This is a genomic window from Mesorhizobium sp. (assembly GCF_024509055.1).
Taxonomy (GTDB): Bacteria; Pseudomonadota; Alphaproteobacteria; order Rhizobiales; family Rhizobiaceae; genus Mesorhizobium.
Genome location: NZ_JANINM010000411.1, coordinates 1 through 19,586, shown reverse-complemented (window position 1 = coordinate 19,586; position 19,586 = coordinate 1). Strand labels below are relative to the sequence as shown.

The following is a 19,586-nucleotide window of genomic DNA, read 5'->3' as shown; positions in this document are numbered from 1 at the left end:
GGATCTTGCCGACCGAGAGCGTCACGTCGATGCCGGGGACATAGGTGCCGGGCGCGGCGAAGGCGCCGATCAGGCCGGCGCGGGCGTTTGGCGCGCCGCACACCACCTGCACCGGCGGCTTGCCGTCGCCTGTGTCGACGGTCAGCACGCGCAGACGGTCGGCGTCGGGATGCTGCACCGCCGTCAGCACCTTGGCGATGACGAAGGGCTTCAACCCCGCCTTGTCGTCGACATGTTCGACTTCGAGGCCGATCGCTGTCAGCCGCTCGACGATCTGGTCAAGCGAGGCGTCGGTCTCGAGATGATCCTTGAGCCAGGAGAGAGTGAATTTCATGACTGTGTTCCGTCTGGTCTGGGCACGCTGGTCTTCAACTCGCGCGGCAGCGCGTCGGGCATATGCAGGAAGGGAAGCTGCTCGCGCACATAGGCATGCACGGTCGGCCTGAAATAGGCCGGCATGTCCATGGCGCCGAGCATGAAATAGGTCTGGTCGGCGAGCCGCTTGTCGACATAGGCGATCGGCGAGCCGCAGGTGCCGCAAAAAGAGCGTTCCACCGGACCGTTGCGGTAGCTCTTCAGCGACTTGCCATTGAACGTGACCTGGTCGTTCATGAAGCCGACGAAAGCCGACACCGGCGCGCCGCTGGCACGACGGCAATCACCGCAGTGGCAATAGCTGATGTGGTGCGGCTCGGCCGAAGCCTCGAACCGCACCGCGCCGCAGCGGCAGCCGCCGGTGTGTGGAGCCGTCATGCAGACAGCCCCCCGAACAGGGTCGGCAGGTCGAGCGGCCGGAAGCCGTAATGCGACAGCCAGCGCACATCCGCGTCGAAGAAGGCGCGCAGGTCCGGCATGCCGTATTTCAGCATCGCGATCCGGTCGATGCCCATGCCCCAGGCAAAGCCCTGGTATTCGTCGGGATCGAGCCCGCCGTGGCGCAGCACGTTGGGGTGCACCATGCCGCAGCCGAGGATCTCCATCCAGTCGGTGCCTTCGCCGAAGCGCACTTCGCCGGGCCGCGAGCGATCGCACTGGATGTCGACCTCGAGGCTGGGCTCGGTGAACGGGAAGAAGGATGGCCGGAAGCGCATCTTGACGCTCGGCACCTCGAAGAAGGCCTTGCAGAACTCCTCCAGCACCCACTTCATGTTGGCGATGTTGGCCGTCTTGTCGATCACCAGCCCCTCGACCTGATGGAACATGGGCGAGTGCGTTGCGTCCGAATCCTGCCGGTAGGTCTTGCCGGGGATGACGATGCGGATCGGTGGCTTCTGCCGCTCCATGGTGCGGATCTGCACGGGCGAGGTGTGCGTGCGCAAAAGCTTGCGCTCGCCCTTCTCGTCCGGCTGGAAGAAGAAGGTGTCGTGCATCTCGCGCGCCGGGTGTCCCTCGGGGAAATTCAGCGCGGTGAAGTTGTAGTAATCGGTCTCGATATCCGGACCTTCGGCGATCGAGAAGCCGAGGTCGCCGAAGATCGCGGCGATCTCGTCGATGATCTGGCTGATCGGATGGATGCGGCCGCGCTCGGCCGGCGACTGGCGAACGGGGAGCGTCACGTCGACCGTCTCGGCCGCGAGCCTTGCGGCGATTGCCACGTCCTTCAGCTCTGCCTTGCGCGCGCTCAGCGCCTCGGTGACGCGGTTCTTCAGGCCGTTGATCGCCGGGCCCTTCACCTGACGCTCCTCGGCGCTCATGGCGCCGAGCGTCTTCAGCATCTCGGAGACCGAGCCTTTCTTGCCCAGCGCCGAAACGCGCACCGCCTCGATCGCGGCTTCGTCCGAGGCTGCCGCGATATCGGCAAGCAACGAACCTTCCAGGGCTTCAAGATTTCCAGCGGTGGCGTTCACGGCGAAACTCTCTCGATCAGGCGACCACCGCAGTTCGGTGCGTCACCAATTTGGTTACATCAGGCATAAGAAAAACCCGCGCCAGCCGTGCCAGCGCGGGTTCCCCAAATCAGTATTAAAGATGCTTGGGAAGCGCTGGCTTAGGCGACAGCGCTCTCAAAAGCATTCGGCGTGGTGTTCTTCAGATATTCGAGCGCGACCTTGGCCTTGGCAACCAGGGCGGCGAAAGCCTGCGGCTCGTGGATGGCCATGTCCGAAAGGATCTTGCGGTCGATCTCGATGCCGGCCTTGTTGAGGCCGTCGATGAAGCGGCCATAGGTCAGGCCGTGCTCGTGGGTCGCCGCGTTGATGCGCTGGATCCACAGCGCGCGGAACGAGCGCTTGCGGTTCTTGCGGTCGCGGTAGGCGTACTGCAGCGACTTTTCCACCGCCTGCTTGGCGATGCGGATGGTGTTCTTGCGACGGCCGTAGAAACCCTTGGCGGCTTTCAGGACCTTCTTGTGCTTGGCGTGGGCGGTAACGCCTCTCTTTACGCGTGCCATGTCATGATCTCCTTAAAACGTTGTCCAAGCCGAGGGATTAAAGGCCGTTCGGCAGAAAATTCTTGATGACCTTCTTGCCGTCCGGTTCAGCCAGAACCATCGTGCCGCGGGCATCGCGAATGAACTTGTTGGAACGCTTGATCATGCCATGGCGCTTGCCGGCGGCAGCCGACAGCACCTTGCCGGTGGCGGTAATCTTGAACCGCTTCTTGGCGGCCGATTTGGTCTTCATCTTGGGCATTTTGCTACTCCGTATTGTGGCGCACCATCGCGCTTCTTGTTCGCTCCGGGCCGACCAAAGCCCGAAAAGCAAATGAAACCGCCACGGCATGCCCTGCCGGGCGGTTTTCTTGGAACGGCGGTCCTATAGATCAAACGGCGCACATGCGCAACACCCGAGACGGTGCGGCCCCATGTCCCGGATCAGGGTAGCGTGAACCACACCGGCAGTATGCCCGACAATTGCGCGCCGTCGATCAATTCGAAGGCCGGCAGCGCCACCAGGAACACCAGCCCGTCGAGCAGGGTGGTGAGCAGGAGGCGCGGCTTGAAGCTGCCAGTATCGCCCTCGTCATAGAGCGAAAGGTTCGGGAAGAAGCGCGGTACCCTCGCGAGATAAGCTTCGTAGGGAGCGCCGAGCATTTGCTTGAGGTAGCGCTCTTCGCGCAGGATGACGATGTGGAAAGCGCCGGCGCAGAGGGCGGCGAAAAGGATGATCCCGCTGAACGAGCCGATCTGCGCGCCGACGCCGGCTGCCGCCACCGTCGAGAACAGATAGAGCGGATTGCGCGTGATCGAATAGGGCCCGCCAGTGACCACTTCGGCGGATTTGCGCCCGCCAATATAGAGCGTCGACCACAGCCGCCCGATGATGCCGAGAAAGATCAGGAGCACACCGAACATCTCGATGGTCTCGTGCACCGGCGTGTCGGGTGGAAAGGTCGACTGCCCGAACAGCAGCGCCGCGAACAGCACCACGACCAGCACCGCAAGCACGATCTTGCGCATCTGCTGGTAGTTGGCCATGCCGGCCATCTGCTTGGCCGGGGACTTCGTTTCATCGTCCATGACTAAAATCCGATCGTCGAGATGTGCCGGCGATCGGATAGATAACAGGCGTCCCGCCGATCGTCGGATCGCCCTCTTAGGCATTTCGGGCGGATTTTAGAGCACAACCAGACAAGAGCCGGTCAATTTTGCTTGTGGAGCCTGTGATGGGCGCGGCAACTCGGGAAGGAAACCGGCGCCCGTGCCTAACGGGGCGCCAGCACCATCATCATCTGGCGGCCTTCAAGCTTCGGCTCGGCCTCGACCTTGGCGATCGGCGCCACTTCCTCGCGCACCTTGTTCAGAAGCTGCATGCCGAGCTCCATGTGCGCCATCTCGCGGCCGCGGAAACGCAGCGTCAGCTTGACCTTGTCGCCTTCCTCGAAGAAGCGTCGCACGGCCTTCATCTTGGTTTCGTAGTCGTGGCTGTCGATGTTCGGGCGCATCTTGATCTCCTTGATCTCGATGACCTTCTGGTTCTTGCGCGCTTCGGCCGCCTTCTTCTGGTTGGCGTATTTCAGCTTGCCGAGATCGAGGATCTTGACGACGGGCGGCACGGCATTGGGCGAGATCTCGACGAGATCGAGCCCGGCCTCTTCAGCCAGCAGCAATGCATCGTTGATGGAAACATCGCCGCGGTTCTGGCCTTCGGCGTCGATAAGCTGGACCCGGGGTACCCGGATGTCACGGTTGGAGCGCGGCCCGTCCTTCGTGGGTGCCGCTGCTTTGAAAGGTCTGCGAATGGTCGTGGTCTCCTCGGCCGTTTCGTTCAGGGTTTGCTTGGTTTCAAATAGGTGGACGCGCTATGTGGTGAGCGCGCGGCCGGAGTCAATAGCATAGCCTTGCCAGGAAATCACCTGCTCGCTTGTCATAGCTGTACCAAGCAAAGAAATGCCGCGAGCACTTTTCGTTGAACCACCGGTTGTGCCAAAAGACCGGCGGAAGGACCAAGTCATGACCGCCAGCGCGCCAGTTTTCCTTGATGTGGATGGGTCGAGCATCGCCGTCAGGCAGGCGCCCGGTGCCGCGCCGGGTATCGTCTGGCTGGGCGGTTATAAATCCGACATGCTCGGCACCAAGGCAGAGGCCCTGTCTGCTTGGACAAGCCGCGAAGGCCGCGCCTATCTGCGCCATGACTATTCCGGCCACGGCGAGTCGGGTGGCGATTTTTCCGACGGCACGATTTCCAAATGGCTCGCTCAGAGCCTCGCGGTCTTCCGCCGCTTCAGCGTCGGCAAGCAGATCCTGGTCGGCTCCTCGATGGGCGCCTGGATCGCGCTGCGCATGGTGCAGGAACTGCGCAAGGCAAATGACGACCGCGTGGCCGGAATGGTGCTGCTTGCGCCCGCGCCTGACTTCACCGTCGAGCTGATCGAGCCGACGCTGACCGATGCCCAGCGGCACGATCTGCAGGAGAAAGGCTTCTTCGCCGAGCCTTCCGACTATTCGGACCAGCCTTACATCTACACCCGCGCGCTGATCGAGGACGGCCGCGCGAACCGCGTCATGACCGGGCCGATCGATACCCATTGCCCGGTGCATATCCTGCAGGGTCTGGCCGATCCGGACGTGCCCTCGGGTCACGCCTTGAAGCTTGCGGCATTGCTGCCGGCCGACGACGTGACCCTGTCCCTGATTCCAGACGGCGACCATCGCCTGTCGCGACCGGAGGACCTCGACCTGCTGCTCAGGGCGGTGGGCGACATGGTCGCAAGAGTCGCCTGAGCATGCGCATCTCCATCCCGATATCCGCCTTCGTCGCTGCGATCGTCGGTTTCGGTGGCACGCTGGCTCTGGTCATCGCCGCCGCCAAGGCTGTCGGCGCGACCCAGATCGAGACCGCCAGTGGCGTGACGGCGATCTGCCTGGCGATGGTCGTCGAATGCCTGTGGCTTTCCTGGCGCACGAAAATGCCGGTCATCACCGCCTGGTCGACGCCGGGCCTCGCGCTGATCGCCGCGTCCAGCGGCTTCACCATGCCGCAAGCCGTCGGCGCCTTCATCATCACCGGTATTCTTTTGACCGTCACCGGCCTGTTCAAGCCGCTGACGCGGCTGATCGCAAAGATCCCCGCGTCGGTCGCGTCCGGCATGCTGGCCGGCATCCTGGTCGGCTTCGCCATCAACGCGGTGAAGGCCATTCCCGCTGATCCATGGCTGATCCTGCCGCTGATCGCCGTCTTCTTCGTCATCCGTCTGTTCAATCCGGCGCTGTCGGTGCTGGTGGTGCTTATCGGCGGCGGTCTCGCCGCTTTCCTCACCGGCCGGGTCGGCGGCCTGCCGGCGCCGGAACTGTCGACGCTGACCTGGATCATGCCGCAATTCACCGCTTCGGCGATCATCGGCCTGGCCCTGCCGCTTTACCTGGTCACGATGGCCTCGCAGAACCTCTCCGGCCTCGCGGTGCTGCGCGCCGCCGGCTACCATCCGGAGCCCGGTCCGCTGATCGGCGTCACCGGCCTGTTTTCACTGCTTTCGGCGCCGTTCGGCGCCGCGACCACCAATCTCGCGGCAATCTCGGCGGCGATCTGCACCGGGCCGGATGTCCATCCCGATCCGGCCGAGCGCTGGAAGACCGGGCCGTTCTATTCGCTTGCCTATCTGATCTTCGCTATCTTCGGCGCCTCGCTGGTGGCGATCTTCGCCGTCCTGCCGCAAAGCCTGATCGTGCTGGTCGCCGGCCTGGCGCTGACGGCGCCACTCGCCAACGCGCTGTCGATCGCGCTGAAGGACGAGGCCGAGCGCATGCCGGCCACCGTCACCTTTGCCGTCACCGCCTCGGGGCTGACGCTGTTCGGCGTTGGCGCTGCGTTTTGGGGTCTTGTCGCGGGAATGGCAATGCTTTTCCTCGATCAACTCAAAAAGCGATAATCATTTCAGGCGCTTCTCCGGTTTTGGCCGGACTTGCCTTGAATAGCCGATTTCGCCTTCCCATCTCGATTCCACGCAGCCGGTATGGCTGTCTCCAACGGAAGGATTGGGAGAAATGAATACGACTGCATTGATCCGTCCGGCCTGGACGCCGGCGACCATCGCGTTGATGGTGATCGGCTTCATGGTGTTCTGGCCGCTCGGCTTCGCCATGCTCGCCTACATCATCTGGGGCGACCGGCTCGACGGCTTCAAGCGCGACGTCAACCGCGCCACGGACGGGATCTTCGCCGGCTGCCGCCGCGGCTCCGACAGGGCCGCGCGCTGGGGCCATGGCTCCGCCCGCACCGGCAACGTCGCTTTCGACGACTGGCGCGAGAAGGAGCTCGAGCGCCTCGCCGAGGAGCGTCGCAAGCTTGACGAAATGCTCAGCGAGTTCGACGACTATGCCCGCGAACTGCGCCGCGCCAAGGACCAGGAAGAGTTCGACCGCTTCATGGCCAACCGCAACAAGTCGACCGCGCCCACCACCAAGGGCTCGACCGGCACCATCGACAACTGAGGCCAGGCGACAGGCCCCGGTAAAACATGCGGCGTCGCGCAAGCGGCGCCGTTTCTTTTTGTTCTCCATGTGACCTGCCTCCACTGGCCGTTTCCCTCGAATCGCGTATCGTCCAGCCATGTCCCTCGGCTTCTTTCGCAACCTGACCAAGCCCAAGGCCGCGCCAGTCGTGGAGCGCGAGCATTGCGTCGCCGGCCGTACGCTGCCGCTCAAGATCGTCGAGAGCGCCAGGGCGCGGCGGCTCACGCTGCGCATCGATTCCGGGGGCCAGGGGCTGCGTGTCACTGTGCCGCCGGGCCTGCGTAGGGGCGAGGTGGAGAAATTCCTCGACCGTCATCAGGACTGGCTCGAGCAGCGGCTGGCCAAGGTGCCGACAAGGCCGCAGGTGCGCCCGGGCATCAAGATCCCGATACGCGGCGTGCCGCATCGCATCGTCCATGAGCCGGCAAAACGCGGCACCGTCACCGTCTCGCGCGACGAGCGCGGCCCGCTGCTCGTCGTCCATGGCGAGCGCATCCACCTGCCGCGCCGCATCGCCGATTACCTCAAGCGCGAGGCCAAGAAGGACATCGAGAAGCTGGTGGTGAAACACACCGAGGCGATCGGCAAGCGCGCCAAGGCGATCCGCTACAAGGACACCTCCAGCCGCTGGGGGTCATGCACCTCGGAAGGCAATCTCTCCTTCTCCTGGCGCATCATGATGGCGCCGCCGGCGGTGATAAACTACCTGGTGGCGCATGAGGTGGCGCATCTCAAGGAGATGAACCACGGCCCGAAGTTCTGGAAATTGTGCGAGAAGCTCTGCCCCGACACCGACCGCTGCAAGGATTGGCTGAAGCGCAATGGCGGCGCGCTGCAAGCGATTGTTTTCGAGTAGGATCTAGCGGGCAGGGCGCCGCCGCCAGCCGGGCAACGCTGGAGATTATCCGAGCCCTCTCTCAGCGCGGTTGCGTCGCCTATGCAAACCCCTCAATCATCATTCGCCGCGTTCAACTCCTCCGGCCTCAGCCCTTCCTCAATATGCGGCCACGGCAGGAAATTCCGGTCGAACGTATCGCTGCCGAAATAGGTTAGCGCCCGGTGCGCTTCGGCGCCGTTGAAGGCGGCTTTATCCATCAGGTGGGCGATCACCTCGCGCGCCTGCGCGATCTTCTGCCTGAGCTCGGTAACGGTCTGGTCGGACATGACTGTCTGCTCCCGCCTGCATTTCTTCTTACAAGTTAGTGCTTTCCGCCCGCCCTGCAACAGCATGCTTTTTCTCGACTCTTCAGTCGTTTCGTGCCAATCCCGCGCAATGACGCTCGACATCAAGATATGCGGATTGAAGACCGACGCCGCGATGGCCGCTGCCCTTGCCGGCGGCGCCAGCCATGTCGGCTTCATTTTTTTCGCGAAGAGCCCGCGCTATGTCGAGCCGGCCCAGGCCGGCCGCCTCCGCGAAGCGGCGCGCGGTAAGGCCAAGGCCGTCGCGGTCACCGTCGATGCCGACGACGCCTTCCTCGACGGGATCGTCGCCAAAATGCAGCCGGATATGCTTCAACTGCATGGTTCGGAAACGCCTGAGCGGGTGGCGGAGCTCAAGGCCCGCTATGGCCTGCCGGTCATGAAGGCCCTGTCCGTCAGCGAGGCTGCCGATCTCGAGCGGGTAAAGCCATACATCGGCATCGCCGACAGCTTCCTCTTCGACGCCAAGCCCCCCAAGGGGTCGCAATTGCCGGGCGGCAATGGCGTCTCCTTCGACTGGCGCATCCTTGCCGGCCTTGACGCCGGCGTCGATTACATGCTTTCCGGAGGGCTCAACGCCGCCAATATCGGCGATGCCCTGAGACAGGCCAACCCGCCCGGAATAGACATTTCGTCCGGCGTGGAAAGCGCTCCGGGCGTCAAGGAGCCGGCGCTGATCGAGCAGTTTTTCCGGGCCGTCAGGGCCGCGCGCGACGACCGCGCCGCCTGAACAATCCAACCAGGAGATCGGCGATGAACAAGCCGGCTATGCCCAATTCCTTCCGCACCGGTCCCGACGAGCAGGGCATGTTCGGCATTTTCGGCGGCCGTTTCGTCGCCGAGACGCTGATGCCGCTGATCCTCGATCTCGAACAGCAGTGGAATAAGGCCAAGCACGATCCTGAGTTCAAGGCCGAGTTGCAGAACCTCTCGACCCACTATGCCGGGCGGCCATCGAAGCTTTATTTCGCCGAAGGCCTGACGAAACATCTCGGCGGCGCCAAGGTCTATTTCAAGCGCGAGGACCTGAACCACACTGGCTCGCACAAGATCAACAACTGCCTCGGCCAGATCCTGCTCGCCAAGCGCATGGGTAAGAAGCGCATCATCGCCGAGACCGGCGCCGGCCAGCACGGCGTGGCCTCGGCAACCGTCGCGGCCCGTTTCGGCTATCCCTGCGTGGTCTATATGGGCGCCACCGACGTCGCCCGTCAGAGCCCCAATGTCTTCCGCATGAAGCTGCTCGGCGCCGAGGTGCGGCCGGTCACCGCCGGCCACGGCACGCTGAAGGACGCCATGAACGAGGCGCTCCGCGACTGGGTCACCAATGTCGAGGACACCTATTATTTGATCGGCACCGCCGCCGGCCCGCATCCCTATCCGGAACTGGTCCGCGACTTCCAGTCGGTGATCGGCTCGGAGGCCCGCGCCCAGATGCTGGAGCAGGAAGGCAGGCTGCCCGACGTCATCATCGCCGCCGTCGGCGGCGGCTCCAACGCCATCGGCCTGTTCCATCCCTTCCTCGACGACAAGGATGTTCGCATCATCGGCATCGAGGCGGGCGGGCGCGGCCTCGACGGCATCGAGCATTGCGCCTCGATGAGCGCCGGCAAGCCGGGCGTGCTGCATGGCAACCGCACCTATCTGCTGCAGAATTCCGACGGGCAGATCCTCGACGGCCATTCGATCTCGGCCGGCCTCGACTATCCGGGCGTCGGGCCGGAGCATTCCTGGCTGAAGGACTCTGGCCGCGTCCAGTATGAACCGATCCTCGACAACGAAGCGCTGGAGGCCTTCCAGCTGACCACCCGCGTCGAAGGCATCATCCCGGCGCTGGAGTCGGCGCACGCCATCGCCCACGCGATGAAGATCGTGCCTGCCATGGACAAGGACCAGATCGTCATCGTCAACCTGTCCGGCCGCGGCGACAAGGACGTGCATACGGTGGCCAACATGCTGGGCATGGAGATCTGACAATGACCACCCGCATCGACCGCCGCATGGCGAAGCTGAAGTCCGAGGGCCGTCCGGCCCTGGTCACCTATTTCATGGCCGGCGACCCGGACTACGATACCTCCTTGGCCATCATGAAGGCGTTGCCGCGCTCCGGCGCCGATGTCATCGAGCTAGGCATGCCCTTCTCCGACCCGATGGCCGACGGCCCGGCCATCCAGGCGGCGGGCCTCAGGGCGCTCAAAGGCGGCCAGACGCTGGCCAGGACGCTGAAGATAGCCTCCGAGTTCCGCGCGGCGGGCGACAACGAGACCCCCATCGTGCTGATGGGCTATTACAACCCGATCTACATTTACGGCGTCGACCGCTTCCTGGCGGACGCCAAGGCAAGCGGCGTCGACGGGCTGATCGTCGTCGACCTGCCGCCGGAAATGGACGAGGAGCTCTGCATTCCGGCGCTGAAGGCCGGCATCAACTTCATCCGCCTGGCGACGCCGACCACCGACGACAAGCGCCTGCCCAAGGTGTTGGAGAACACCTCCGGCTTCGTCTACTACGTGTCGATGACCGGCATCACCGGCTCCGCGCTCGCCGACACCGCCAAGGTCGCGACAGCGGTGAAGCGCATCAAGGGTCACACCGCATTGCCTGTCTGCGTCGGCTTCGGCGTCAAGACCGCTGAGCAGGCCCGCACCATCGGCGCCTCCGCCGATGGCGTCGTGGTCGGTACCGCGATCGTCAATGCGATCGCCAATGTGCTTGGACCGAAAGGCGAGAAGACCGCCGATCCGGCCGAAGCCGTCGCCACGCTCGTCAGCGGTCTTGCCCAGGGCGTGCGCTCGGCCCGCCTTGCTGCCGCCGAATAGTTTTCCTACCTCTTCCTCGTCAGGACAGGAGCCGAAGCGATGAACTGGATCACCAATTACGTTCGTCCCAAGATCAATTCGATGCTCGGCCGGCGCACCGACATGCCGGAGAACCTCTGGATCAAGGATCCCGAGACCGGCGAGATGGTGTTCCACAAGGACCTCGAATCCAATCAGTTCGTCATCCCCTCTTCCGGCCATCACATGAAGATCTCGGCCAGGGAGCGGCTGAGATACTTCTTCGACAACGGCAAATACGAGACGCTGGATAACCCCAAGGTCGTCCAGGACCCGCTCAAGTTCCGCGACGAGAAGCGCTATACCGATCGCCTGAAGGAAGCGAAGGCCAAGACCGGCATGGAGGATGCGATCCTCAACGCGACAGGCACCATCGAGGGCCTGCCTGTCGTGGTCACCGTGCAGGACTTCGCCTTCATGGGCGGCTCGCTCGGCATGGCCGCCGGCGATGCCATCGTGCATGCCTTCGAGGTCGCGCTGCAGCGCAAGCGGCCTTTGATCCTGTTCGCGGCCTCCGGTGGTGCCCGCATGCAGGAAGGCATCCTTTCGCTGATGCAGCTGCCGCGCACCACGGTCGGCGTCGACCGGCTGAAGGAAGCCGGCCTGCCCTATATCGTAGTGCTGACCAACCCGACCACCGGCGGCGTCACCGCGTCCTATGCCATGCTCGGCGACGTGCAGATCGCCGAGCCAGGTGCGCTGATCGGCTTTGCCGGCCCGCGCGTCATCGAGCAGACCATCCGCGAAAAACTGCCCGACGGCTTCCAGCGCTCCGAATATCTGATGGAGCATGGCATGGTCGACATGGTGGTGTCGCGGCTGGAGCTGCGCTCGACCATCGCGCGGCTGCTGAAGATGCTGCTCAAGGTGCCGCATGAGGAAGCGCCGCTCGAGCCGGAGATCCTGCCGCCGGCCGTGGTGAACGCCGAGGGGCGGCCGCAGGCCTGACGCGACACGGTTCGCCGCGAACCACGATTGCGCGCGCCCTGCGGTGCGCCTAGGATTCTGCCATGACAACGCTCGCCGCCGATCGCGAAATTGAACATCTTATGACGCTTCATCCGAAAGGCTTCGACCTTTCGCTGGATCGCGTCACCCGGCTGCTCGAACGTCTCGGCAATCCGCAGGACCATTTGCCGCCGGTCATCCATATCGCTGGCACCAACGGCAAGGGCTCCTGCGCCGCTTTTTCGCGCACGCTGCTCGAAGCGGCGGGCCATCTCGTCCATGTCCACACCTCGCCGCATCTGGTGAATTGGGCCGAGCGCTACCGGTTGGCGGCCGAAGGCGGCGGCAAGCTGGTCGACGACGATGTGTTCGCCGAGGCGATAGCCCGCGTTGCCAAGGCCAATGCGGGACAGAAGATCACCGTCTTCGAAATCCTGACCGCCGTAACCTTCATACTGTTCTCGGAGCATCCGGCGGAGGCCGCAATCATCGAGGTCGGCCTGGGCGGCCGCTTCGACGCCACCAATGTCATCGCCAGGCCTGCTGTCTCGGTGATCATGCCGGTGTCGATGGATCACGAAGCTTATCTCGGCGATCGCGTCGAGCTGATCGCGGCCGAGAAGGCGGGCATCATGAAGCGCGGCTGCCCGGTAGTTATCGGTGCGCAGGAGAGCGAGACGGCGCTACAGGTATTGATCGAAACCGCCGAACGGCTGGATTGCCCGACCCTCATCTACGGCCAGGATTTCCTGGCCTTCGAGGAGAATGGCCGCATGGTCTATCAGGACGAGGACGGACTGATGGATCTGCCGACGCCACGCCTGCCCGGGCGGCATCAATTCGCCAATGCCGCGGCGGCGATCGCCGCTGTCAAGGCCGCCGGTTTCGAGATCAGCCATCGTGCCGCCGAGAAAGCGATGACCCATGTCGCCTGGCCGGCAAGGATGCAGAAGCTGACGCAGGGCAAGCTGGTGGACCTGGCGCCGAAGGGCGCCGAGATCTGGCTGGACGGCGGCCACAATCCGGGCGCTGGCATCGTGGTCGCCGAGGCGCTCGCCGAGCAGGAAGAGAAGCATCCGCGGCCTCTGGTCCTGATCTCGGGCATGATCAACACCAAGGACCAGACCGGCTATTTCAGCGCCTTCAAAGGCCTTGCCAGGCATGTCTACACCGTGCCGGTTAATAACAGCGATGCCGGCGTGCCCAATGATGAACTGGCGCTGCGCGCCGAAGAGGCCGGCCTGTCGGCCGAGCCGGTCAGCTCCGTAGCCAGCGCGCTGATGCTGTTGCGCGACAGCTGGGACGGTCCGGCGCCGCGCATCCTGATCGGCGGCTCGCTTTACTTCGCGGGAGCGGTGTTGGCCGAGAACGGCACGCCGCCGACCTGAGCGGCCAGGTGCATCGCGCCGGGCAATGCCAGCGAGAAGCCGGACAGGAAAAGCAGCAAAAAGACGATTTTGCGCATCATTCGTTGTGACAGCGGTGGCGGCCAGCGGCGTGCTGCATAAGTGGTCAGCATCACCGCCGGTATCGCGAGGATGAGCGCGACGGGCGACATGGAAGGCAGGTTGCCGCTCGTCACGACCGCGACAAGCCGGACCACCTGCGCGGCGCCAAAGGCGGTGACCAGCGTCTCGCGGATGCGTTCGTGTGGCAGCGGCTGGCGAAAGAGGTGATAGACCAGCGGTGGACCACCGGTCGAAAACAGCCCGCTCATCAGACCCGAAATGATGCCGAAGCCGATAAAACTCGCGTCCGATGACGGCTTTGCCAGACCGGCGGGCCTGATTGCCAGCTGCAGGCTGGACAGCATTATGGCCAGGCCAAGTCCGATCTTCAACAAGTCGGCCTGCGTGCCGGCCAGCCATTCCAGCAGAACATAGCCCACCAGCAAGGAAGGCAGGCTTGCGACAAGGATCAGCCGCAACTCGCGGCGCGCAACGTCGCGCCAGCCGCCCTGGATCAGCATTTGCGTGGCGTTGACCAGGGTAAGCATGCCGACCATCGCTGCGGCATCTGGCAGCGGCAGCAGGCCGGCAAGAGCGATCGCGCCCATCATCACCAGACCGAAGGCAAAGCCCGTTAGTGTCTGGATGTAGGCGGCGACCGCCGCAAATCCGCCGAAGGCGACGAGAGACCCTAGACCCATGTCGTCGCATTCTTCGCCGGGGTAGACCGGCGCAAGCCGACCGTAGGGGTCACGGCGCGCCTATTTCAGTTCGATCTCGATAAAAGCGTATTCGCCGTCATTGGCGTTGATCACGTCGTGCTCGACGCCTTCCCGGCGGAAATACGGCGCGCCCTTCTTCATCTCGGCAAAGGATTCGCCGTCCTTGGTCACCAGCTTCACCTTGCCGTCCATCAGCGGCACCACGACATAGTCGTGGCCGTGGCGATGCCAGCCGGTGTTGGCGCCTGGCGCGAAACGGTATTCGGTGACGATGACGCGCTCGTTGTCGACGTGAACTGTGGCCTTGGCTGTTCCGGTCATGGGTTCCTCCTTTTGCCTCAGCAAAGGAGATGGCGCGCTCCCGCGTCAGGGCCACCGTGGGTCGAGCGATGGCGCCAAAGAAAAAGCCCGGCGCGATGGCCGGGCTTTTTCGTCAAATCTCTGGTCCTGATCAGCCGATGGCGCCGTTGATCCAGTGGGAAAGCGCTGTCTTCGGCGCGGCGCCAACCTTCACGTCGGCACGTTCACCGCCCTTGAAGATCATCAGCGTGGGTATCGAGCGCACGCCGTACTCGGCGGCAAGCTCGGGATTCTCGTCGATGTTGAGCTTGGCGATCTTGACCTTCGAGCCGAGCTCCTTGGCGATGTCTTCCAGTGCCGGCGCGATCATCTTGCACGGACCGCACCACTCGGCCCAGAAATCCACCACGACCGGCTCCTTGGCGTTGAGCACATCGGCCTGGAAATTACCCTTGTCGACCTTGACGGTGGCCATGCGGAAATCCTTTCGAAAACTCGGGTTGCACCAAATGTGGTGGTTGTGACGGCAATCTTCAAGCAGTTCTTGTGTCACGCTCCTGTGAGTCGAGCAAGGGCATCGTCCATGGCGCTGGCCGGCAGCTCGATCAGCCGCGGCGCCTCGGTGAACAGCAGCGCAGCCGTCACCTCGCGGCCCGGATAGAGCGGCTGGAGCAGCGCTCGGTAGAGCGCGAGCTGCAGGATATAGGCCGGTGGCACTTCCGCCAGCGAGCCGGGCGCGGGCCGGTTGGTCTTGTAGTCGACGATCGAAACCTTCTCCGGCGCCACCGCCAGCCGGTCGATCTTGCCGGAAATCGAGCGCAGCTTGCCCTTCACCTCGAGGCTGCCCATCACCGCGACCTCCGCCCGTGAGGACGGCGAGAACAACGCGCCGAAACGGCCGTCGGACAGGATCGAAAGCACGGCTTCCAACGCCTTGTCGCGCTCGCCCATGGGCCATTCGGCGCCGGCGCGCGCCAGATAGCGTTCCGCGGCATCCCGCCTTTCGCCCTCGGCTATCCTTGGCAGCATCTGCAGCAGTTTGTGCAGGGCCAGCCCGCGGATCACCGCGAAACCCGGCTCGGCCTCGGCGTCAAGCACGGGCGAACGCATATCGGACAGCGCCTCGGTTGCTTCGTCGATAAGGGCCGATGCGCCGGAGGGCGACAGTGGCCGTGGCAATTCCTCATAGGGCGGCAGCGGGCGGAACAGCGTCTCGGGCAATGGCGCGAGATGCTCGATCGGCCTCTCGGCCGCGCCCGCAGCGAGCGCCACCGGCGGCAATCTAGTCATGTGGAAGCGGTGCACTGTCACTTCGGCCGTCGCCGGATGCCGGCGCTCGGAACTCTCCGGCGCACCGGTCAGCGCCCGGCTGGCGATCGAATGCCAGGTGCCGGTGCTCGGCGCCCGCTTGCCATGATAGCCGCAGACGATCAGCCGGTCCTCGGCGCGCGTCATGCCGACATAGAGCAGCCGCCGGTACTCGTCATCCGCCAGCTCGCGCGCCCGCGCCGAGGCCGCTCGCGAGACGCCGTTGGCGACGTCATTGGCCGAGCGCCAGAGATAGCCCTTGCCGTTCCACTGCGTGCCTGAACTCTCGAAGGCCATCAGCCGCGGCAGATGCTGGTCGCTGAACGGTGCCGAGCCGCCATCGACTAGGAAAACCACCGGCGCCTCGAGACCCTTGGCGGCATGCACGGTCATAACGCGCACCTCGTCACGCGTCTGGTCCATCTCGCGCTTGATCTCGGGACCGCTGTTTTCCAGTGTCGAGAGGAAGGCCTCCAGCCCCGGCAGGCCGGTGCGTTCCTCGGCCAGGCAGAAGCTCAGGAATTCGTCCAGTATATCGCCGGCCTCCGGTCCGAGCCGCGCCATCATCTTGCGGCGCAAGCCGTCGCGCGCCAGTGCGGCTGCGTAGAATTCGAAGACAGGCTTGAAGGCGACCTCGTTTTCCCAAGTGATAAGTCGACTAACGATGGCGGCCAAAGCCTCGTCGGCTGCCGCATGCTGCCGAAGCGAGGTGATCAGCGACTGCCCCTTGGCCCTCTCGCCGGCCAGCACCAGCAATGTCTCCTCGGAAACCTCGAAGATCGGGCTGCGCAGCACGGCTGCCAAGGAGAGATCGTCCTCCGGCTGGATAAGGAAATGGCCGAGCGCGATCAGGTCCTGGACCGCGATGTGGCCCGGCAGGCTCAGCCTGTCGGCGCCGGCAACCGGTATCTGGCGGTTCTTGAGGCTGCGCGAGAGCGCGTGGACGAAGCGGTCGCGCTTGCGCACCAGCACGAGGATGTCGCCTGCCGTAACTTTCCGGCCCTTGCCTTCGATGACCTCGCCGTTGCGCAGCCAGTTCTGGATCGTTGCCGCCACATGCTCGGCCACGCGCACGGCCGGCGCGCTGGCATGGTTGACCGGCAGGGTCCAGTCGTCCGGCTCCTCGACCATCTCGGCGCCGATCGAGGGCCACACCTCCACATAGCCCGGCGCGTCGTTGCGGATCGCCTTGTGGCTCAGCGGATCGGGGTCGTGGCTGATGCCGCGCCGTGCGCCAGGCTCGGCAAAAACACGATCGACGGCGGCCAGCACGTCGTCGCTCGAACGAAACGACCAGGTGAGTTTCAGGTCGGCGAACGAGGATTCCGCATCGCGCACGCGTCGGGCAAACAACAGTCGGCTTTCGGCAAAGGAATCCGGCGCCGCGCCCTGGAAGGAATAGATCGACTGCTTTTCGTCGCCGACCGCAAAGACCGTGCGCCGCACCGCCTCGCGCTGGCCAAGCCCGGCGAAGAACTCCTCGGTCAGCTTCTTGACCACTTCCCACTGGTCGGGGCTGGTGTCCTGCGCCTCGTCGAGCAGGATGTGGTCTATCCCCTGGTCGAGCTTGAATTGCACCCATGGTCCGGCATCGGGCCGAGACAGCAGGCCGACCGTGCGGGTGATGAGATCGTTGAAGTCGAGGAAGCCTAGTCCGCGCTTCAGCTGCTCATAGCGGGCAATCAGCCAGCCGGCGACCGTGAGCGCCGCCGCTGTGCCTTCCAGCATTCGAAACAGGGCCAGCCGGTCGGTGACGTCGAGGATCGCCTTGGCGGCCGCGAGATAGCGGTCCGGCAGGTCGGGCAGCCGGTCGACAAGCGCCTTCTTGAACACCTTCGGCGGATCGTAGGGGTCGCCGTCGGCCTTGAGGAAGGCCTTGGCCAGCAGCCGCAAGCGCCGGATCGGGTCGACTTCGGCAAAGGCGCTTTGCGCATAAGGCAGCACGTTGTTCAGAACCGTGCGCGCGTCGGCAGCGTCGGCCGCGCGGGCAAACTCCGCGTACTGGCTGGCCGAAAAACCCGGCAGCGGCCATATCGATCCGGCAATGTGGTCGGCCGTCTGGCCTGGGCCGAAGCCGAATTCGGCGAAGAGCGGCTGGAAATCCCCGGTCTTGCCAAGCTTGGCCATAAAGGCTCGCAGCTCGTCACGCTTGCCGACGATCTCGGAAAGCAGCGTATCGAGCCCGAATTCGCCGCCACGCTCCAGCACCGTGGCAAAGGCCTCCGCAAGCCCTTCGACACCGGCGCCCGCCCCCGAGATCATGTCGCGGCGGGCATCGCCAAACAGCGAGGCTTCCATCTGCGGGTCGAGCATCTGGAAATGCGCGGGGATGTTGGCTTCCAGCGGGAACTGGTGCAGCACGGATTCACAGAAAGCGTGGATGGTCTGGATCTTCAGTCCGCCCGGCGTTTCCAGTGCTTCGGCGAACAGCCGGCGCGCGCGCCGCATGGTGTCGCGATCGGCGCCGCGTCCGTCGAGTGCCGTGATCCTCACCGCGAGCTCGGCGTCTGGAAGTTCCGTCCATTCCGAGAGAGTGGAGAATACGCGGTTCGACATGTTGGCGGCTGCCGCGCGCGTATAGGTCAGGCACAGGATCTTCGACGGATCGGTGCCGTTGAGCAGAAGTCGGATGACGCGCTGCGCCAGCACATGCGTCTTGCCCGAGCCGGCATTGGCCGACACCCAGGCGGAATTGGCGGGATCGGAAGCGCGCGCCTGGCTGGCCGCGGTATCGGAGGGGATCGGATATTTCATCCTTCCGCCTCGTCCTCGCTGGCGCCGCCTGCCGACCATTCCAGCACTCGCGCCAGATGGTCGTAATCGCCATCGGCCTCGCCTTCGCGGAACGGCAGCGCGCGTGACAGATAACCCGTCGTCGGGTCGGCATAGTGGAACAGCAGCCGCTCCAGCCGTGCCCAGGCTTCTTCGGAAAGGTCGTTGGCGGTACGCGGCTTGCGATTGTATTCGAGGATCGATTCCTCGAAGACCTCGCCATTCGGCTTCAGCCGAACGAAAGCAAGCTGCGAGGGCTCGCAAATGCCGAGTTCCTTGAAGGCGCCGCGCCTCAGCAGCGCGCCTTCCAGCGCCAGCTGTGGCGACAGCAGCGTATGCGCCTGCGCCTTAGACGGGGACGAGCCTGTCTTGTAGTCGAGGATATCGGCCATGCCGCCGGCCAGCAGGTCGACGCGGTCGGCATAGCCTGAGAGCGTCACCCCGGTGCGACCGACCGCCGTCTTTGAGGCGCGCTCCTCCGAGTGGCGCCGGGCGACAGCGCCGGCGCGGGTAAGCTCCCATTCGATGATGTTTTCGGCGAGCTTTTCGAAGCGCGGCCACCATACCGCCTCGATGTCGGGTGGAAGCGCTGCGTCGGCAAAGCAGACGCGGCCGGCCTCTATCAGGCTCGCCAGCGCGCCCGGCGCTCGTGGATCCTCGACCCGTCGCGTGAACAGATGCAGGATTTCGTGGAACAGCGTGCCGCGCTCGGCGGCACCCGGATCGCGGATCAACGGTTCCAACGGCATCAGGCCGAGGATGCGGCGGGCATATATCGCGTAAGGATCGCGACGCAGCGTCTCGATCTCTGTGACCGAGAAATGCTGGGGACGCAGATCAAGCGGAGGCTTCGGCTGCGGCCGCGGCGCGAACTCCTTTTTCTCGCCGGCATCCAACGCTCGCGCCCAGGCAAGCAAAGCATCGCCCCGGCGCCGGATCGCGGTCGTCTGGTCCTTGCCGATGAAGGTCAGCATGCGTTGCAGCCACCGCGATGGCACTGCCGGCGCGTCGCCGGACCGCGCCGCGCGCGTCAGCACCACTTCTTGGGTTCCCATCGCCATCTGGAAATCATGCGCGGCCAGGCCTATGCGCCGCTCGGGCGGCTCGAGGTCGATGCCGGTCTTCATCAGCCGCGACATGAAGCGGTCGCTCTCCGGCT

General features: G+C 64.4%; 21 protein-coding genes and 1 pseudogene. 9 read left to right on the top strand and 13 right to left on the bottom strand.

All coding sequences use genetic code 11. The annotated features are described in order from the left end of the window. The 7 genes and pseudogenes from Q0L57_RS22025 to infC form a co-directional block, all read right to left on the bottom strand. Positions 1–334: pseudogene (locus Q0L57_RS22025) on the bottom strand (phenylalanine--tRNA ligase subunit beta); the annotation flags it as partial. Beyond that, complete coding sequence (locus Q0L57_RS22020) at positions 331–753, bottom strand: GFA family protein (protein ID WP_296745151.1); 423 nt, start codon at positions 751–753, stop codon at positions 331–333. The pseudogene Q0L57_RS22025 and the gene Q0L57_RS22020, both read right to left, overlap by 4 nt. Beyond that, positions 750–1,847, bottom strand: coding sequence for a phenylalanine--tRNA ligase subunit alpha (gene pheS / locus Q0L57_RS22015; RefSeq protein WP_296745150.1), 1,098 nt, complete (start codon positions 1,845–1,847; stop codon positions 750–752). The genes Q0L57_RS22020 and pheS overlap by 4 nt, the downstream gene beginning before the upstream one ends. Before the next feature lie 140 nt (positions 1,848–1,987). Continuing rightward, positions 1,988–2,389, bottom strand: coding sequence for a 50S ribosomal protein L20 (gene rplT / locus Q0L57_RS22010; protein WP_027053776.1), 402 nt, complete (start codon positions 2,387–2,389; stop codon positions 1,988–1,990). Between the two features lie 37 nt (positions 2,390–2,426). Then, positions 2,427–2,630 (bottom strand): 50S ribosomal protein L35, encoded by a 204-nt coding sequence (rpmI, locus tag Q0L57_RS22005; protein ID WP_027166935.1) that lies wholly within the window; start codon positions 2,628–2,630, stop codon positions 2,427–2,429. 182 nt (positions 2,631–2,812) lie between these two features. Beyond that, positions 2,813–3,457, bottom strand: a complete 645-nt coding sequence (locus Q0L57_RS22000) for an isoprenylcysteine carboxylmethyltransferase family protein (protein WP_296745149.1) — start codon at positions 3,455–3,457, stop codon at positions 2,813–2,815. A gap of 185 nt (positions 3,458–3,642) precedes the next feature. Next, entirely contained in the window at positions 3,643–4,179 is a 537-nt protein-coding gene (gene infC / locus Q0L57_RS21995; protein ID WP_081482097.1) for a translation initiation factor IF-3, read from the bottom strand. A 211-nt stretch (positions 4,180–4,390) separates the two neighbouring features. Here infC and Q0L57_RS21990 point away from each other — a divergent pair, with 211 nt between their 5' ends. The 4 genes from Q0L57_RS21990 (at position 4,391) to Q0L57_RS21975 (ending at position 7,745) form a co-directional block, all read left to right on the top strand. Beyond that, entirely contained in the window at positions 4,391–5,161 is a 771-nt protein-coding gene (locus Q0L57_RS21990) for an alpha/beta hydrolase (RefSeq protein WP_296745148.1), read from the top strand. A gap of 2 nt (positions 5,162–5,163) precedes the next feature. Continuing rightward, on the top strand, positions 5,164–6,306 hold the full coding sequence (locus Q0L57_RS21985; RefSeq protein WP_296745147.1) for a benzoate/H(+) symporter BenE family transporter: 1,143 nt from the start codon (positions 5,164–5,166) through the stop codon (positions 6,304–6,306). A gap of 115 nt (positions 6,307–6,421) precedes the next feature. Further along, on the top strand, positions 6,422–6,868 hold the full coding sequence (locus Q0L57_RS21980; RefSeq protein WP_296745146.1) for a DUF2852 domain-containing protein: 447 nt from the start codon (positions 6,422–6,424) through the stop codon (positions 6,866–6,868). 118 nt (positions 6,869–6,986) lie between these two features. Beyond that, positions 6,987–7,745 (top strand): M48 family metallopeptidase, encoded by a 759-nt coding sequence (locus Q0L57_RS21975; RefSeq protein WP_296745145.1) that lies wholly within the window; start codon positions 6,987–6,989, stop codon positions 7,743–7,745. 92 nt (positions 7,746–7,837) lie between these two features. Here the strand turns inward: Q0L57_RS21975 and Q0L57_RS21970 are convergent, their stop codons facing one another. Beyond that, positions 7,838–8,119, bottom strand: coding sequence for a hypothetical protein (locus tag Q0L57_RS21970; RefSeq protein WP_296745144.1), 282 nt, complete (start codon positions 8,117–8,119; stop codon positions 7,838–7,840). Between the two features lie 43 nt (positions 8,120–8,162). Here Q0L57_RS21970 and Q0L57_RS21965 point away from each other — a divergent pair, with 43 nt between their 5' ends. The 5 genes from Q0L57_RS21965 (at position 8,163) to Q0L57_RS21945 (ending at position 13,265) form a co-directional block, all read left to right on the top strand. Further along, a complete protein-coding gene (locus Q0L57_RS21965; RefSeq protein ID WP_296745143.1) occupies positions 8,163–8,822 on the top strand; it encodes a phosphoribosylanthranilate isomerase in 660 nt (219 codons plus the stop codon). A gap of 23 nt (positions 8,823–8,845) precedes the next feature. After that, positions 8,846–10,066: a tryptophan synthase subunit beta gene (trpB, locus tag Q0L57_RS21960; protein ID WP_296745142.1), complete on the top strand. Its 1,221-nt coding sequence runs from the start codon at positions 8,846–8,848 to the stop codon at positions 10,064–10,066. Between the two features lie 2 nt (positions 10,067–10,068). Next, positions 10,069–10,911: a tryptophan synthase subunit alpha gene (gene trpA, locus Q0L57_RS21955; protein WP_296745141.1), complete on the top strand. Its 843-nt coding sequence runs from the start codon at positions 10,069–10,071 to the stop codon at positions 10,909–10,911. Between the two features lie 39 nt (positions 10,912–10,950). Continuing rightward, positions 10,951–11,877 carry an acetyl-CoA carboxylase, carboxyltransferase subunit beta gene (gene accD / locus Q0L57_RS21950; protein WP_296745140.1) on the top strand — a complete coding sequence of 309 codons (927 nt, stop codon included), beginning with the start codon at positions 10,951–10,953 and terminating at the stop codon, positions 11,875–11,877. A gap of 62 nt (positions 11,878–11,939) precedes the next feature. Further along, positions 11,940–13,265 carry a folylpolyglutamate synthase/dihydrofolate synthase family protein gene (locus Q0L57_RS21945; RefSeq protein ID WP_296745139.1) on the top strand — a complete coding sequence of 442 codons (1,326 nt, stop codon included), beginning with the start codon at positions 11,940–11,942 and terminating at the stop codon, positions 13,263–13,265. Here Q0L57_RS21945 and Q0L57_RS21940 read toward each other — a convergent pair. From Q0L57_RS21940 to addB, 5 genes are all read right to left on the bottom strand, one after another. Further along, positions 13,217–14,026, bottom strand: coding sequence for a sulfite exporter TauE/SafE family protein (locus tag Q0L57_RS21940; protein ID WP_296745138.1), 810 nt, complete (start codon positions 14,024–14,026; stop codon positions 13,217–13,219). The genes Q0L57_RS21945 and Q0L57_RS21940 overlap by 49 nt on opposite strands. Before the next feature lie 60 nt (positions 14,027–14,086). Then, positions 14,087–14,368 carry a cupin domain-containing protein gene (locus Q0L57_RS21935; protein ID WP_040987071.1) on the bottom strand — a complete coding sequence of 94 codons (282 nt, stop codon included), beginning with the start codon at positions 14,366–14,368 and terminating at the stop codon, positions 14,087–14,089. A 130-nt stretch (positions 14,369–14,498) separates the two neighbouring features. Next, a complete protein-coding gene (gene trxA, locus Q0L57_RS21930; protein ID WP_296745137.1) occupies positions 14,499–14,822 on the bottom strand; it encodes a thioredoxin in 324 nt (107 codons plus the stop codon). Between the two features lie 74 nt (positions 14,823–14,896). Continuing rightward, positions 14,897–18,409, bottom strand: a complete 3,513-nt coding sequence (gene addA, locus Q0L57_RS21925; RefSeq protein ID WP_296745136.1) for a double-strand break repair helicase AddA — start codon at positions 18,407–18,409, stop codon at positions 14,897–14,899. Next, positions 18,406–19,586: double-strand break repair protein AddB (gene addB, locus Q0L57_RS21920; RefSeq protein ID WP_296745135.1), on the bottom strand; the 1,181-nt coding region annotated here is incomplete at its 5' end. The genes addB and addA, both read right to left, overlap by 4 nt.

Excerpts from the sequence above, each read along its gene's own strand:
- Q0L57_RS22020 (WP_296745151.1), bottom strand. The coding sequence starts at position 753 with ATGACGGCTCCACACACCGGCGGCTGCCGCTGCGGCGCGGTGCGGTTC.
- rplT (WP_027053776.1), bottom strand. The coding sequence starts at position 2,389 with ATGGCACGCGTAAAGAGAGGCGTTACCGCCCACGCCAAGCACAAGAAG.
- rpmI (WP_027166935.1), bottom strand. The coding sequence starts at position 2,630 with ATGCCCAAGATGAAGACCAAATCGGCCGCCAAGAAGCGGTTCAAGATT.
- Q0L57_RS22000 (WP_296745149.1), bottom strand. The coding sequence starts at position 3,457 with ATGGACGATGAAACGAAGTCCCCGGCCAAGCAGATGGCCGGCATGGCC.
- Q0L57_RS21990 (WP_296745148.1), top strand. The coding sequence starts at position 4,391 with ATGACCGCCAGCGCGCCAGTTTTCCTTGATGTGGATGGGTCGAGCATC.
- Q0L57_RS21985 (WP_296745147.1), top strand. The coding sequence starts at position 5,164 with ATGCGCATCTCCATCCCGATATCCGCCTTCGTCGCTGCGATCGTCGGT.
- Q0L57_RS21980 (WP_296745146.1), top strand. The coding sequence starts at position 6,422 with ATGAATACGACTGCATTGATCCGTCCGGCCTGGACGCCGGCGACCATC.
- Q0L57_RS21975 (WP_296745145.1), top strand. The coding sequence starts at position 6,987 with ATGTCCCTCGGCTTCTTTCGCAACCTGACCAAGCCCAAGGCCGCGCCA.
- Q0L57_RS21970 (WP_296745144.1), bottom strand. The coding sequence starts at position 8,119 with ATGCTGTTGCAGGGCGGGCGGAAAGCACTAACTTGTAAGAAGAAATGC.
- Q0L57_RS21965 (WP_296745143.1), top strand. The coding sequence starts at position 8,163 with ATGACGCTCGACATCAAGATATGCGGATTGAAGACCGACGCCGCGATG.
- trpB (WP_296745142.1), top strand. The coding sequence starts at position 8,846 with ATGAACAAGCCGGCTATGCCCAATTCCTTCCGCACCGGTCCCGACGAG.
- trpA (WP_296745141.1), top strand. The coding sequence starts at position 10,069 with ATGACCACCCGCATCGACCGCCGCATGGCGAAGCTGAAGTCCGAGGGC.
- accD (WP_296745140.1), top strand. The coding sequence starts at position 10,951 with ATGAACTGGATCACCAATTACGTTCGTCCCAAGATCAATTCGATGCTC.
- Q0L57_RS21945 (WP_296745139.1), top strand. The coding sequence starts at position 11,940 with ATGACAACGCTCGCCGCCGATCGCGAAATTGAACATCTTATGACGCTT.
- Q0L57_RS21940 (WP_296745138.1), bottom strand. The coding sequence starts at position 14,026 with ATGGGTCTAGGGTCTCTCGTCGCCTTCGGCGGATTTGCGGCGGTCGCC.
- Q0L57_RS21935 (WP_040987071.1), bottom strand. The coding sequence starts at position 14,368 with ATGACCGGAACAGCCAAGGCCACAGTTCACGTCGACAACGAGCGCGTC.
- trxA (WP_296745137.1), bottom strand. The coding sequence starts at position 14,822 with ATGGCCACCGTCAAGGTCGACAAGGGTAATTTCCAGGCCGATGTGCTC.
- addA (WP_296745136.1), bottom strand. The coding sequence starts at position 18,409 with ATGAAATATCCGATCCCCTCCGATACCGCGGCCAGCCAGGCGCGCGCT.